The 15,182-nt window shown below is 41.4% G+C and carries 15 protein-coding genes; 12 read left to right on the top strand and 3 right to left on the bottom strand.

Annotation, left to right across the window (positions count from 1 at the left end; all coding sequences use genetic code 11):
• The first annotated feature begins 58 nt into the window (after window positions 1-58).
• The 10 genes from VMUT_RS00395 (at window position 59) to VMUT_RS00355 (ending at window position 9,337) form a co-directional block, all read left to right on the top strand.
• Complete coding sequence (locus VMUT_RS00395) at window positions 59-322, top strand: hypothetical protein (protein WP_013603457.1); 264 nt, start codon at window positions 59-61, stop codon at window positions 320-322.
• Between the two features lie 197 nt (window positions 323-519).
• Window positions 520-1,437: a PD-(D/E)XK nuclease family protein gene (locus VMUT_RS00390; protein ID WP_013603456.1), complete on the top strand. Its 918-nt coding sequence runs from the start codon at window positions 520-522 to the stop codon at window positions 1,435-1,437.
• A gap of 235 nt (window positions 1,438-1,672) precedes the next feature.
• A complete protein-coding gene (locus VMUT_RS00385) occupies window positions 1,673-2,131 on the top strand; it encodes a hypothetical protein (protein ID WP_013603455.1) in 459 nt (152 codons plus the stop codon).
• A gap of 332 nt (window positions 2,132-2,463) precedes the next feature.
• Entirely contained in the window at window positions 2,464-3,024 is a 561-nt protein-coding gene (locus VMUT_RS00380) for a PaREP1 family protein (protein ID WP_013603454.1), read from the top strand.
• A gap of 101 nt (window positions 3,025-3,125) precedes the next feature.
• Window positions 3,126-4,196 carry a glycosyltransferase family 4 protein gene (locus VMUT_RS00375; protein WP_013603453.1) on the top strand — a complete coding sequence of 357 codons (1,071 nt, stop codon included), beginning with the start codon at window positions 3,126-3,128 and terminating at the stop codon, window positions 4,194-4,196.
• A gap of 32 nt (window positions 4,197-4,228) precedes the next feature.
• Window positions 4,229-4,381, top strand: a complete 153-nt coding sequence (locus VMUT_RS12745; protein ID WP_013603452.1) for a hypothetical protein — start codon at window positions 4,229-4,231, stop codon at window positions 4,379-4,381.
• Window positions 4,382-4,500: 119 nt separating this feature from the next.
• Window positions 4,501-4,755: a hypothetical protein gene (locus VMUT_RS12395; protein WP_013603451.1), complete on the top strand. Its 255-nt coding sequence runs from the start codon at window positions 4,501-4,503 to the stop codon at window positions 4,753-4,755.
• Between the two features lie 50 nt (window positions 4,756-4,805).
• Window positions 4,806-7,400 (top strand): DUF2079 domain-containing protein, encoded by a 2,595-nt coding sequence (locus VMUT_RS00365; RefSeq protein ID WP_013603450.1) that lies wholly within the window; start codon window positions 4,806-4,808, stop codon window positions 7,398-7,400.
• Window positions 7,401-7,444: 44 nt separating this feature from the next.
• On the top strand, window positions 7,445-8,308 hold the full coding sequence (locus VMUT_RS00360; RefSeq protein ID WP_013603449.1) for an FkbM family methyltransferase: 864 nt from the start codon (window positions 7,445-7,447) through the stop codon (window positions 8,306-8,308).
• A gap of 33 nt (window positions 8,309-8,341) precedes the next feature.
• Window positions 8,342-9,337, top strand: coding sequence for a glycosyltransferase (locus VMUT_RS00355; RefSeq protein ID WP_158304776.1), 996 nt, complete (start codon window positions 8,342-8,344; stop codon window positions 9,335-9,337).
• On the opposite strand, the gene VMUT_RS00350 is transcribed toward VMUT_RS00355, so the two are convergent.
• Both VMUT_RS00350 and VMUT_RS00345 read right to left on the bottom strand, forming a co-directional pair.
• The gene (locus VMUT_RS00350) at window positions 9,294-10,601 is read right to left on the bottom strand and encodes a glycosyltransferase family 4 protein (protein WP_013603448.1); all 1,308 of its coding nucleotides are present in this window, start codon (window positions 10,599-10,601) and stop codon (window positions 9,294-9,296) included. The genes VMUT_RS00355 and VMUT_RS00350 overlap by 44 nt on opposite strands.
• Entirely contained in the window at window positions 10,591-11,607 is a 1,017-nt protein-coding gene (locus VMUT_RS00345; RefSeq protein WP_013603447.1) for a glycosyltransferase family 2 protein, read from the bottom strand. The genes VMUT_RS00350 and VMUT_RS00345 overlap by 11 nt, the downstream gene beginning before the upstream one ends.
• A 61-nt stretch (window positions 11,608-11,668) precedes the next feature.
• Here VMUT_RS00345 and VMUT_RS00340 point away from each other — a divergent pair, with 61 nt between their 5' ends.
• Window positions 11,669-11,932 (top strand): carbamoyltransferase N-terminal domain-containing protein, encoded by a 264-nt coding sequence (locus VMUT_RS00340; protein ID WP_013603446.1) that lies wholly within the window; start codon window positions 11,669-11,671, stop codon window positions 11,930-11,932.
• A gap of 17 nt (window positions 11,933-11,949) precedes the next feature.
• Window positions 11,950-12,843 (top strand): IS200/IS605 family accessory protein TnpB-related protein, encoded by an 894-nt coding sequence (locus tag VMUT_RS00335; RefSeq protein ID WP_013603445.1) that lies wholly within the window; start codon window positions 11,950-11,952, stop codon window positions 12,841-12,843.
• Here the strand turns inward: VMUT_RS00335 and VMUT_RS00330 are convergent.
• Window positions 12,830-15,172, bottom strand: coding sequence for a hypothetical protein (locus VMUT_RS00330; RefSeq protein ID WP_013603444.1), 2,343 nt, complete (start codon window positions 15,170-15,172; stop codon window positions 12,830-12,832). The two genes, VMUT_RS00335 and VMUT_RS00330, sit on opposite strands and share 14 nt — an antisense overlap.
• Between the last annotated feature and the right edge of the window lie 10 nt (window positions 15,173-15,182).

Below are 15,182 nucleotides of genomic sequence, written 5' to 3'. Positions count from 1 at the left end.
TAGGAACACTTAATAACTCTAGTTCATTTTCATAACCCGACGAATAGGGGATAAGGCAGTGGGTATAGCGTTGCTTGTAATATCGATAGTTATCATACTCGCTTACGCCTACATAATGTTCGCAACACCCTACAGCCTATTCCTACTAAGGCTGACGGGTGTAATAGCCATAGCCGTAATATTCGGAATACTAGCTTGGGTAGGCTACGCACTAGCCACAACACCACCAAAGCCAATCGAGGAAATCGAGAAGGAGATAGAGGAACTAAAGAAGCTCGAGGAAGAGACAAAACAACAAGCACAACGACAGCAACAAAAGTAAAGTCGTAGTAAAACACCCTAAAAATACTGCCTTAATAAAACATGGTACTAAGCCCATGATTGCTACTACAATACTGCTTAACAACCTTGACTCACCTGAAAAACGCTGTATTCAATTACTATTATTTATTAATATCAATGCATACTATTAAATCCCTCCTGCAGTAAGTTTTTATTTAAGATTGTTATCGTTTTAATGTGAGTATTAAGGATGAGTTTTTGCGTTTGTTGAGAGAGGATGAGGAGTTTAGGCTTTTGGTTATGGCTTACCTGGGCATCTCGGACGTTCAGTCGGCTCTTGGGCGATTGGTTGATGCTGTGGGTGGTTTGGTTAGGAGTCAGTCTGTGGTGATGGATGTCTTGAGCAAGATCCTCGAGAACATCGAGAAGCTTTGGGAAAACCAAAACAAACTGTGGGAGGAGGTTAAGGCACTACGCGAGAGCCAGAACAAGTTATGGGAGGAAAACAACAAGATATGGCAAGAGGTGAAGGCATTGAGGGAAAATCAGGAGAGGCTGTGGCAGGAGGTCAAGGCTTTGCGTGAGAATCAGGACAAGACCTGGAAGGAAATCGAGAAGCTATGGCAGGAACTAAAAACCTTCAGGGAGGAGCAGGAGAAAAGATGGCAAGAAAACGAAAAAAGATGGGAGGAGACGTATAAAAGGTTTGAGGCGATTGAGACCGAGTTGAGGAATTTACGGGAGGACTTTAACAAGTCTATAATGGCCGTTAATAGGAGGTTGGATGCGTTGGGTGCTAGGTGGGGGTTAATTTCTGAAGAGGCGTTTAGGGAGGGTATGAGAGGTGTTGTTGAGAGAATTCTTGGGGTTGCTAAGGTTGAGAAGTGGAGTTATAATGACGTTAATGGTGAGGTCTACGGTCACCCTGCCATGATCGATGTAGATATTGTGGTGAAGGATGGCAGCCACATATTGGTTGAGGTTAAGTCTAGCGTATCAAGGGATGATGTTGCTGAATTTTGGAGAATTGGTAGACTTTACGAGAGGGTTAATGGTGTTAAACCTAGGCTTGTCATTGTTTCGCCTTATGTTGATGATAGGGCTATGGAGCTTGCCAGGGAGCTTGGCATTGAGATTTACACAGAGGTTACATAGGCATGCCATAATTAATTTCCATTGATCGTCTGTTGAATTACTAAAGGGTGGCCGGCAAAGTTCTGGGCATTGATTGGATTTCATTACTTCCGTTTTATTTTTAGGTCCCCCAATTTCTCATTAATTCCCAGTGGATTTAACGGAGTGCTATAATTGAAAATAAAATTACTTCCTCAACAATCCCATCGCGTAAGGTATTTATTTGGGTTGGTGATCTTTGTGGTGGTTGTTTGTTTTGGTTGATTTTTTGACGATAATAACTGTGATAGTTAGTGTGGCCACTTCGACGGCGTCACTAGCCTACTGGCTTGGGAGGAAGTTTACGGAAATCGATGCTAGGTTTGGGAGCATTGAGGCTAGAGTTACGAGCATGGAGGGTAGGATAACGAGTATAGAGGCTAAGATTAGCCAGGTTAAGGGTAGGTTAGCAAGCCTAGGGTCTGAAGTAGTGGAATTAAAGGGTAGGATTGGGAGACTTGAGAATGCGTTTATGCAGTTTTCCGAGGTTCTTATTTCCACGCTTGAGGTTAAGGGTGCTTTCACGGCCACGGAGGCAGCAGCGTTTAAGGGTATGGTTAGGGTTTTGTTGTCTATTCCAGGGACTAGGTACTATACGTGGGAGGTTTATGGGGGCTTAGGCAGTTACTTGATAAGGACCCGAATAATTACACAATGGCTGATATTGAGCAAATGAACGAAATTGCCGATTTAATAGAGAGGGAGGGTTTCGAAGAAGAGATGAGGGACTTGGTTGAATAATCATGGAAGTTGAGGTACTACGCAATAGTTACGAGTATTTATACCACCCAAAACTGAGACAGCAACAGAAATGACAATGCACTAAGTCTGGCGCTAATTCTCTCATAACTTCATGATGATGCTAATTACCGTACTTTCCTATTCGGCGAAATGCCCATATGCATAGAGTAATTAATAAATAAATGTGCCTAGAAAGGGGATTGCTAATTGCCTTAACAATCCCAATATTCAAGGTAGGTATTTAAGGGTCCAAACTAATCTTAGGATGTGAATACTGAAGCCCTTGAGAGACCTTTGCCTAAGCCGACCACGGAGGATTATGTCAGTGCTAGGTTACTGGAGGCTTTGGTTGAGGCTTCACTGGCGATTAGGTTCCTAAAGGACGGCCTCGTTAGGAATGCCGCGAGTAAGGCATTCCAGGCTTGGCGTGCCTTGTTGGCTGCCCTACTCAGGCTTGAGTTAGATAAACTACTTCAGATAGCCAAGACCGACGAGGAGAGGAAATGGCTCAGGGAAAGGGCAGTACCAAGGGTACCAACGAGTAGGATGAAGGCATTGTCCCAATTACTGGAGTCCGTGGGCTATGTCGATGCATCACTATGGACAGATAAAGCATTAGACTTGCATGATTACCAGTACAACGGGCCGGACCCGGACATGGTAATGAGCAAGTATAGAGGTAGGGATGAGGCCGCCTATGATGTAACTAAATTAATAAGTGGTGTGGTTAAATATGTGGAAGCAATAAAGGAAAGGGTCAAGTGGGATGAGGAGCTTGAAAACGCGTTCAAGGCTTTAAAGAGGGAGCTCGGTGCTAAAGTGGAATGAGAAAACCGAACCAATGGTGATTCATGCTCATTCTCTGAGCTCGATCAATGCTTCGATTTAAGTCAATGTTTATTAACTCATGAGGGATTAAGGGGCCAAAAATGAGGGTGTGCATACTCGAGGAATTCACGAGGCTTGGCGGTGGTCAGGTCTACGCCATGCAACTAGCCAAGGCGTTAACCGAGCTTGGGCACTCAGTAGAGTTCGTAGTTACTAGTGACGTTAAGGTCGACCCAGGGTACCCAATTAGACACGTTGAAACAAGCTTTAAGGCATCCTACGACCCGCACTCACTACTCATTGACTACCTCAACTTCAGGAAGTTAAGGAGGTTAATTGGCAAGTACGTTGAGGACTGCGACATAGTGATAAATAATCATCCAAACTTCATACCGTATAGTAAAGGGCCAATAGTGCTCCATGGGCTATCCTTCATAGACTTCATAATAGACGAGTGGGGCAACGTGAAGAATGACCTACTATTCTGGGTACTGTCCCGGATTTACAAGATGTACGATGGTTCATTCATGATCTACAACTCTAGGTACACAATGAACCTAGCCAAGAAATTATTACCAAGAATGGGGATAGAGCCAAATAACGAATACGTACTAAGCCCACACTACACAATAAGCACGGAAGAGATACCACAGAAGGAGGACTACGTACTCACCGTAGGCAGACTAGAGTGGAACAAGGGATTCAGGGAACTAATAAGCATAGCACCGAGGATAAGGAGGAGGATAATAATCATAGGCAGAACAGACACGAGGGAATCCAAGGAAGTGATCAGGAGGCTTAAGGCAATAAGCAATATAGATGTGGTGCCAGACGCGGACGAGAAAACAAAGGAGGAATACTACAAACACGCATCGATATACCTACACCTAAAACCAAACGAGCACTTCGGAATATCAGTACTAGACGCAATAGCCACAGCAACAATACCAATAGTACCAAGGACAGGAGGACCCTGGATAGACATAGCGGAGGAGGGAAAATACGGACTGGGCTACAGCAAGATCGAGGAAATACCAGAATTAATAGACAAAGCTGAACAACTAATAAGCAGAGAAAGGATACACAAAAACAGGGAAAGATACAGCCCAACAAACTTCAGGGCAAGGCTTAACGCATTAATAAGCGTGATTGAGAAGGAGTATGTCAAATAAGAGGGTTTTTAATGCATTAAGAGAGATTAAACATGATGGATGAGGAATACTTCCGCGAGTTGATTAAGGCTAGGAGGAGGTCCATGAGGAAGCTTGGCTACATGAAGAAGAGGGCTGTGCTGGCTAGGTTAGTCCCGGTGGAGGGGCATGGTGGTGAGGGTAAGGCTGAGGAGGGGCGCGAATGAGTCTGTAACGGCGGTGTTAATAAATAGCGGCTTTGAAACAGACACACCAGACATAGCAATACCCATTAAACTATAGATTAGTCAACCTATGGCCGCCGAGGTTCGGCGAATTAATAAGTGTGGAGACAAGTGGTGGTGAGGTAGAGGCATACTTCTATAGAGATACCGCTGACCTGGAATTAGCCCTAGAGGATAGACAGACGAAGCCCGTAAGGGTCAATGTTATAGTGAACCCTAGCATATACGAGGTGTCAATGAGTGATTACGTCACGAGCCTGTTAGGCATAGTGCTCCTAGACGTAAAGAAAGGCCTATGGAGGCTAGCTGATGAGGATAAGGTAAGGACCAACGCGGAACCCATGGAGTGGATATAGCGAGGGTAAACCATTAAAATCTAAATATATTACTTAAAGAATCACGTGAAATGAGGATAAAGGTGAATGAAAAAGCATTAGCAGTACTGGGCATACCGTTAATCATACAATTCTACATAATTTGGGCGCTGGGGTACCTAAACATAGCACCACAACTATATAACTATGCCGTAATACACGCATTGGCAATAATATTCACAATAGGGCTACTCCTACCCTTATCCCCAATAATACTCAACCAAATAAGGCAGGCAATCAATGATAAGTACTACGCAGCAACACTACTAATATTCCTAGCAATAACCTATGAACTAACCTACCTAGCCACAGTACCACCATACTACGGACTAAGCCTAGGCGCAAGCCTAGACACGGCAACATACCTACAATCATTCGCATCACTAACATACTACAGGAAGTTCCTGGAAAGCTTCGTAGGACCATTCTTTGGTGTGCATGCATCACCAATACTACTCCTGATATACCCAATATACGAGGTATACCCATCAATATTCACACTAATGACAATACAAGTAGCAATACTAATGCTACCAATGCCACTAATGTACAAATTAGGCATGAAAATATTCAACAACCAAAAACACGCATTAGCCACAGCACTCCTATACATACTATACCCATGGATAACAACGGCATATGCACCGTTCGAAGTAGTCACTCTAGCGGGCTCGTTCATGGCGATGGCACTAATAGCAATGTACTTAAACGACAAGAGGGCCTACTGGGTATCACTAACCCTGGCAATGGCGTCGGTGGAGTACGTACCATTATTCGGCATTGGACTAAGTATATACCAGGCACTAACGAGGGAATTTAGAAAACTAGCCATACTAACACTCGCCTATTCAATGGCATGGTTAATCGCCGACTACTACCTAGTGATGTATTTCAGCGGCTGGACTCACAACATATTCTCAAACCTATATGGGGCAGCACTAAGCTCATTACTAACAAGCATAACGAATAAACTACTAAGCCTTAAGGCGAAGGCAATAGTAATTGACCCGCAGTCGCATGGCGATGTAAACATGGCCAGTATACTGAGTGGTATTGTCCAACAAGCCGTTTCGCAGTACAACGTGAAAGTTCAATACTTAATAGAGGTGTTTGGACCGTTAGCCTTCATGAACTTCCTAGAACCACAGACAATACTGCTAATGCCCTGGCTAGCGGCATTACTAACGAACTTCACACCATACTACATACCCAACGTATACTACACAATCCTAATCAGCGCAGTCGCATTACCAGCAACAATATGGATACTGAGAAAACTAGGGGTCGAAACAAGGAAAAAGGCGCTAACGGCATTACTGGTGATAAACACAATAGCCGGACTACTCATGGGACCACTAACACCACTCTCCGGGTTATACTACGGAAACGCAATACCGAACTGGAACGCGCCGGTGACGAATCAGTACGACCTAGCCATGATACAACTGGCTAATTACATACCATGGAACGCATCTGTGGCCGTACCAGCCACGGCAGTACCCTGGTACTCAATAACAAGATATGGATGGAACGAACACGGAGTACCATTCCTTGGGCCAAGCGGTGATACCGAGTACGTAGTTTACTCACCGCTCATACCAACGGGATACCCATTCAGTATAGGAAGCACTGAGTATAGACCGTACATTTTCGATGACGGTGCATGGCTACTAAAGGCTAATTACACAGGACCAATAAAGATAATCAATGGTTTTTACTATGAGAATACATACGTAATAAACCCAATACTACCAGGGACCTGGCAATACCCAATAGCCCAAATACCACCAACAAACATAACAATACAAATAAAGACCGAGGTAAAACCACAACAGGCAATAACACTAATAAACACAACACTCTTAAAAACACAATTACAGCAACCCCAGGGAATAGCGTGCGGAATAGGGCCAGGGGAAATAGAGATACCGGGAAACACCTACATAGCACAACCAATAACTATAGGTGAGGTCACGAGGATAAACACAATAACGATATTCGCATCCTACATAACGAACCTAGCCACGGCAGAACTGGCAATAACATCATCACCAATACCCAACCAAGAAAACACAATCTACACATACACCTTTGGAACACCATGGTGGTGCTCACCGCATTCCTGGGCAACACCAATAACAGCGAACCCAGGCATAACCCTAAAGCCAGGGACATACTACATAATACTCACATTCCCAGTACAGGGGCAAACAATATGCGAACAAATACTAAACGCACCAAAGGCACTACTCATAAACTCAACAACAGGGCAGGTAATAAGGCAACTACCATGCACCCTAGGAACAATAATAACACTAAACGCACAAAACATCATCGAAGCCACACCACAAATAAACGCCACAATAAATATATTAGGCAACAACATTGAAGTACATGGGAACCAGGAAATAACGATGCAAGTGGAGACCAAGAACATAGCAAATCTTGTGCTTGCAATAAATTCATCCGGCGTAGAACCCAACACGCAATTAATCATAAAATTAAAAATTACAACACAAGGCATTAAGGAACCACCGACATTATGGTATTCAATACCAACAATAGGACTAATACCGGTGTACCTACTTCTTATTCTCGTTATTTTATTGCATAAGATAAAATCATGATGAAATCATAAAGCTTATTATATTATTAATCCAGGCTAAATATAATGAATATTACAATTGATTGTATAGGCGATCCTGAAGGTTTATTTAAAAGAGGAATTAGGTTCCTTATTAATGTTAGAGGCGTAACACTTCAGGATGAATTCCGTCTTCTGATAGCAGCATTAATATTTTTGCTTAACATATTATTTAGGTTCATAAAACTTAAGGATAACGTTTATAATTTATCATATTACATACCAGGAAGTAATCCAGTACGGGTACGATATCACGATGAGAACTATGACGTAATATTCATAATTAGACCAAGAAGTGGGGATTTTTACGATATATTAGGAGAACATCACGAACTAAATAATTGGTTAGCTTCAGTACTTAATACTACCAAAAATGCTGTCATCGTTGATGTTGGCGCATATATAGGTGGTTATACAGTAAGGGCGTGCAGGAGGGCGAGGCGTGTAATTGCCATAGAGCCCTTGGAGGATGCCGCATTTCTGCTTCGTAATAACATAGAGCTTAATGGTTGTAATAATGTAATAATAGTAAAGAAGGCAATATGGAAAGAAAAGGGTAGGGTTTCAATGAAGGTAGTTAAGTTCAATGAGGAAGAGTCGGCAATAGACCCTAGTGGTAATATAATCGTGGAATCCGATACCCTTGATAATGTGATGAAGGAATTAGGGATTGACCATATCGACTTCCTTAAGATCGATATTGAGGGTGCCGAGGCTGAGGCAATACATGGAATGAACGAAACCTTAAGAATAACTAGGTACTTAATGATAGAGCTAAGGTCAAGCACACTATGGGTAATTAATGAGTTAAATAAGCTAGGGTTTAAAGTAATTGATTGTGTAAACTACGGAACCTTCATTAACGTATTCTTCAGTAATCAGAGATTATAAGTTAAAAACATTATTTATATATTAGTATTCATAGTGACTGTGCTAACTTACGGACTACTAATATTTAATAGGAATGATGTAAATGGCGTACTTCGCTTAACTAAGTTACTTAATGATGCCGTAGATGAAATCGTAATTATAGATTCATCAGACCCACCTGAGTATAAGAGACTAATGGATAAATTGACAAAGCGTAATTTAAAGAGGGCAGTAATATTTAGAGCCATACCATTAGGTTATGCGGATCCACTTAGGATGTATGGATTAAGTAAGGTAAATACTGACTATATATTACTCCTTGATACTGATGAGATACCCAACACGAAACTTATTGAAAAATTACGGTATCATGATGAGTACGATGGGTACGTAATTAATAGATATGAGGTAGCGCTTAAAATTGTGACAAAGCAGTTACGATTATTTAAACGAAAGAAAATATTGTTTAGAGGAATAATTCATGAAAATCCAGAGGTATTAGGTCAAAGGTCTAAGCTTCCGGATGATGAATACATACTACATATGGTGGGCAAACTTAATGCATTAATGCCTAATTATAGTAGGTATATGGTGATAGAGTTATTTTCAAGATATCCATATTTACTTAATAACTTATTAATCAGATCATTCCGAAGAAGGATCTATTATATGAATACGAATATTATCAATATATTTAATGCCATCTTAATACTTACGTATTATAAGGCAATAAGCTTATTCCAATTAAGAGATACTGATATGTGGTTTCTTTATTTCATGAATCTATTTAAAGTATTTATGAATATTCCCAACAGATATCAGAAAGTATTGATTGATATTTCCCGAGAGGTCTATGAGAGTGATGGTATTATTAGTTATTTATGTCTAAATAATCCGAGTATTGTTGAGTCATTAACCGAGACGTATACGTGGAATTTACCTGGACATAAAGTCTTTCAGTACCTCATACTTTATAGGTACAAGTATAAAAAATGTGCTACGAACTTTAAGGATGTTCTTGAGACCTTTCACCTAAAACCTCATAAATAAAGTCCATAGTTTCCTTGGCAACATTTTCCCACGAACTATGCTCCTCAAGAAATCTTTTAGTGTATGCATCCTCATGTTCTTTAGCGTACTCATTTAGGTTCATATTCATTATTTTCTTTGCTTCATTAACTAAGCCCTTTATGTTATGTTCAGGAACAATATGCACAGGCTTTAACCTGCCGTATATTAACCTTATTGCTGGTATATCATAGGCTACAACCGATGTACCTAACGCTAATGTCTCTAAAACAACCAGTGGAAATGAGTCAATGTGAGAAGGATATATGAGAACCTTTGCCTTTGCAACACTGCTATATAGCTCATCACTAGGTCTATATCCCATATATTTAATATTATTAGGCAAATTCCGTAAGAATTTATTTTTTATTCTATCAGATACTGGGCCAAAAATCACTATGTCAATATCATTTAAATGCCTAGCTACCTTAATTATATCCCATATACCCTTAGCCGGAGTTATTCGCCCATAAAATATCACGTAATTCTCCTTATCATGAATATTACGGTATTTATAAATTAAATCCTTATCATAAGCATTACCATAGCGGTAAACTCTTAATCTAACTCCATATTTAATAGCTAACTTATCTACGCTGGAATAATAAATAGGTACTTGCGAAACGGAGGCTATGCCGCGTAATAAGCCACTTTTCATCGCCATTTCATAAACAGCCTTGGTAAGTCTATGTTCTATAAATACATATGAATCCTCAAGCAAACCGTAAACACCATCAACGTACCTATAGCCTCTCCCAAACCACCTGAGAGCCCTAAACGGCTCATTATGCAAAACCTTTACAATCGGCGCTTTTAATCTCTTAGCAAGATATAACGCATATATAAGTGACGTACCACTTTCATGAATATCAAGTATTACGTCGAATTTAATACCACGTGATATTAAATCATTAATTAATTCATTAATTAAAGATTCACAATAAATATTATTATTATTAATTAAAAAATTATAAAGCCCTTTTAATATCCCTAAAATATTATTACTATTATACTTAACACATATTTCCTGGAACTCATAATTAATATCATGAATTAATAATCCCTGGCCCCTTATTTCATGTAATGACTCAAGATTAAAGTGAAATGGCTCCTCAAAAACGAGGATATTGTGACCGTACTTACTCAATATTTTTAATACCTCAACACCATGTCTACGTGCACCACCAGGTGACCCGTCAATAATGGCAAGTATATTCATAAGACCATCATGATTCCTAATTACCATGGAGATTTTTAATACTAAAATTATCTATAAGTCTTGTTCTTACATCTTTAGGCCTTAATTGTTTCTTAATTGCTTCTATAGCTAATTTAAGACCAAAATTATAGGCTTTAATTATAATATCTTTTCTAATAATTGAATATATATTTACTAAATTACTATAATATTCTAATTTTCTTACATTAATATTAATTGAATACTGAGTTACCATATATGGCAATAATGCATTCTCTATGTTAAGAATAATCATTGCATTAAGATCTTTAGGTCTAGCTAATGAGTCTCTCTCCGCATGATTTACGTTTGCACCTTTAAATACGACCGAGTGCATTTTATATTTTGTAAGATAATGTAGCATTAATAATTGCTCGTTATGTAAGCCACGTATTGTTGCCCCAGGTAATTTGAAATCATCAATGAATTTTGATTTAAAGCTCATATTAACACCAATGGGTCCCTTATAGTACATCAGCATGTTTTTTCTATAAACTATATCAAAAATGTTATCATTACACGCCAATAAACCCACATCGTTTATATAATATTGATAATCATTGAACTCATTAAGCAACGGTTTATAATATTTAAGCAAGTGTCGAATTGTTGGAAAATTAGTGTTACACTTGTCGATAAATAAATCATTTATTAGTTCTGTGAATACTCCTATTTTTTCATGGTTTTTGTGCATTGTTATGTGTTCCTCTACCCAGGTCTTTAATGGTATTGCGTCGTCGTCTGTTGTTAGTGTTATGTCGTAGTCTCTTGCGACTTCGTAAATGATGTTTAGGGCTTCCTCGAAGTAGCCGTCGCTTTGTATCTTGACTTCTATGTCGAGTTTGTCCCTAAACTCGTCAACAACATCTAAAGTCCTATCACCAGGGCTCGGCTTATAAACAACTAAAACACGAAAATCACGAAAAGACTGACTAGCCAAAGACTCGAGAGTACGCCTAATAGAATAACCAAACCTCGAATTATTATATGTAGGAACACCAATAAGTACCTTCATAGCGTTTATTATCAATTAGTAATAGGTAATTCTTTTTAAGTTTATCATTTTTCATAAATTAATGACTGTTGTTGGTTTTAATTGGCCTGTGGAGCATGATCACTCGGTTGCTGTTATTGTTGATGGTGAGTTGGTCTTTGCCAGTGAGGAGGAGAGGTGGACAAGGCATAAGCACTCGCCGGGTGAACCACCAATAAACGCATTAAAGCAAGCCTTTAAATTCCTAAAGAACAAGTATGGGATAAAGCCGAAGGAAATAGATGCATATGCCGTGAACTTCCACCCAGGTATATTACCTAATAAACTGTATATGCAAGCGAGCTGAGGACGCACAGGGGGTGGGTGAAGATACACTACAGAAGCAACAGGCAACTCCACAGATACCTCTACGGTGGGTGGAGGCTCACTGATGAACTCAAGATAAAGCTTGATGGGAAGAGGGTGCTGCTCTACCTTACTTTCAAGAGGGACTTCGAGGTTACCTACAACCCTAACAACGTCATTGCTGTTGATGTTAATGAGAACAACGTCACGCTGGCGGTATTCAAGGATGGCGGCCTCAGCGATGTTTACAGGATTGAAACTAACCTAGGTAGGATAGTTATTGCCTACTCTGAGAGGAGGAAGAGGATTACGAAGGGTAGGTCGACCAGGGATAGGGAAGTGAGGAAGGCACTCAGGAAGTTGAGGGAGAGGGAGAGGAAGATGGATATTATCTACAAGACAGCGAGGATTATTGAGGAGTTGGCTCTTGCGAACAACGCAGTTGTGGTTGTTGGGAACGTCCATAGGGGCAAGAGGAGGCTTATCAATGAGAGTGGCAATAAGAGGTTAACGCATAGGATACACCAGTGGAGCGTTGCAACGCTAGTGAGGGTCTTGGGTGGGAAGCCCATCCACGTTGTGGAGGTTTCCGAGGCCTACTCCTCAAGCACAGACCCATTCACCGGCAACCGCATCAAGTCCTTCAACCCCTCCGTGATCCGCACTGCGGTGAGAGGGGTCAGGAGAATAAGGGTAGTCAAAATCGCCCTTAGACTTACCAGACTGGGCAACGGGTTAGTCCTAGATAGGGACGTCATTGGAGCCATAAACATCGGGCTGAAATACCTATCCACAGGTGGGAGCCCAATGGCGTTGGCCTCGACAGGGCCCCATGAAGTTCGGCTGAAGCTAATGACGCCGAACCAAGGACCAACCCCGCCCACGGAGATAAAAGCAATTAAAATCCACTAGAAGCATCGTGAGCGGGGAAACGCTTAACCATAAACGACATCACCAGCACAATCACTAGTCCTATTATAAAAAGTATACCGAATATCCTCAACACGCCTGGGCTATATAGTTGTGGTGCCAGGTTTGTGAAGCCCAGGGCCCACACTACGTAGAATAGGAGCATTAGGGCTAGTCCAAGGATGAGTAATGCCTTCCTCATCCTCCGTCTAGGCCTTAGGCTTGGCATTAATGGTAGCGCCGCTGCTATGGGTAATGCGGCTAGGCTTATCAGTAATGATCTGCCTGGATCCTCGAGCGCCCTAATGATCATTGGTGCTGGACAGTGCGTTGGCTCTAGGGGCTTTATTGATATTGGGCCTATGGTTATGTTCGTGAGTAGTACCGGCTCATTCACGGTTATTAAGAGACTTATTGATGAGTTGACCCAATGAGTTACGGTAATTACGTCCCTCAACTCATAGGTACCACCACTTGTTATGTTCATCATGGTTACTTGATTAATGGCGCTTAATGAAACCCTTAACCACGTGAATTTCACAGGTACGGCTTTGGTGATTGTGTATATTATGGAGTACGCGGGGATCTCACCGGGATAATTAAGTGTTGAGTTATTGCTTATTATTTTCATTCCCGTGCCCGTACTAACATAGATGAGGAGTGGCTGGTCCGTGTATATACTTAGTTCGTAAGTCCCCGGCGTGATGTTTGCGTTTATGTTAAAGCTGATTGGGTATGGCTTCATTCCCTGCGTTATTGATGGGGCTTCATCGGAGGTTCTTACGATTACCTGCCCATTCCTGAGTATTGTGAGTGAAAGAGTTGCTGGTTGTTCTGAGTACGATACTCCATAGATAACTACCTTATTAATAGTTCCCGTGAAGTTAAGCCTTAGGTCGAAGGTCATTACGGAGTCTGCGCTTATCGGTAGTACCGTGCTTGTTAATGGTGTTGACATAACCTGGGGTATTGATGTGTTCACGTAGGGCGTTATGGGTATTACTCTTATTGCCGTGGTCACCACGTACATGCCGGGAGGTATTGCTAACTCATTGGTGCTTACCTCAATGGCGCTTTGGTATAAACCACCTGGTATGGTCAATGAGTCATCCTCTATATAACTCGTGGCGTTGGTCATTAATTGGGTTATGGATTTCTCAAAATCATTTATTATTGGAAGACCTGTATAGTTCTTAAGGATTAGTTGGTAATCACCGCATATCGCGTATGTACCGTTCATTGGCTTAACGGGTATTACATAGCCCATGGCCTGTCTCCCCGGATTTATGGTGATTAGCGAGTACGTTGGGACCACGGAGCTCTCTATGTAGCCTGCGGGTGCCAGTGAAGTGAGGCTATAGACATGGGCATAACCCCTACCCAGTGGTTCCCAGTTGATGTTTATGGGGCCGGTTCCCTGGTATGGAGGCCACATTGGTGATATTGGCGTTGTCAGTACCGTGATTATTAGGGCCATGGATAACGCTAAAACGGCTAATTTATGTTCACGCAACTTACCAAGCGCCTCTATGAGCGTTATTATGAGTATTGCGGGGACCACCACGGCATAGCCAAGGCCGCCGAGTGTGGTGGTTATTAGGGCTGGTATGGCTGTGCCCAGGGTGGCTAATTGCATGAAGGAGGTTGTTGAGAGTAGGTAAATGAGTTGGTTAAGTATTCTCTGCGCAGTCACGTGGTGGGTAATGGCGTAGGCGCCGGCTATCCAGTAGTAGGTGAATGCTGCCAGGCCTATGGTCGCTACGTACTGGCTTGATTCATTAAACTCCCTCTTAATGAACCAGTGGGTTATTGGGACCAGCACATTGAGCAAATTAGTGACTGGGCTTAGGAATGCCATCAATGCCGAGAGGGTGACGCTAACAAGCCTATTATCCCTATCAATGTGGTAGTACATGGCTATGGCTAATGCCGTTGATATCACCTGCGGGAGCCAGAGATTAGTCATCAAATTGATGAGTGAGGCATTAATTATTGATGCAAGGACTAGAAGGAGGATGAAGCTCATTTCCAAACCCCTGGCCCTACTGAGTCTATACGTGTAAATTGCGATTAGTGAGTTTGTGATTACTATGAGGAGTGCTATGAAGATCGGTAAATAACCACTCATTACTAATGGGCCAAGTAATAGGCTTTGACCAAGGTCTTTAGCGTCAATACTCAATAATCCCAGTGACTTCAGGATCAACTCCCCAAGCCCGTAGTAATAACCACCCCCATTAAATAATTGTAGCCAAACATAGATCAACTCAAACATGCTGACTATGTACGTTATCAATCCAATTACTGGCTTAACTATTAATTCGCGTTTCATGAATAATTAA

Source organism: Vulcanisaeta moutnovskia 768-28 (assembly GCF_000190315.1).
Classification (GTDB): Archaea; Thermoproteota; Thermoprotei; order Thermoproteales; family Thermocladiaceae; genus Vulcanisaeta; species Vulcanisaeta moutnovskia.
Note: the sequence above shows the minus strand (reverse complement) of the source record. Positions and strands in the feature narration are given on the sequence as shown.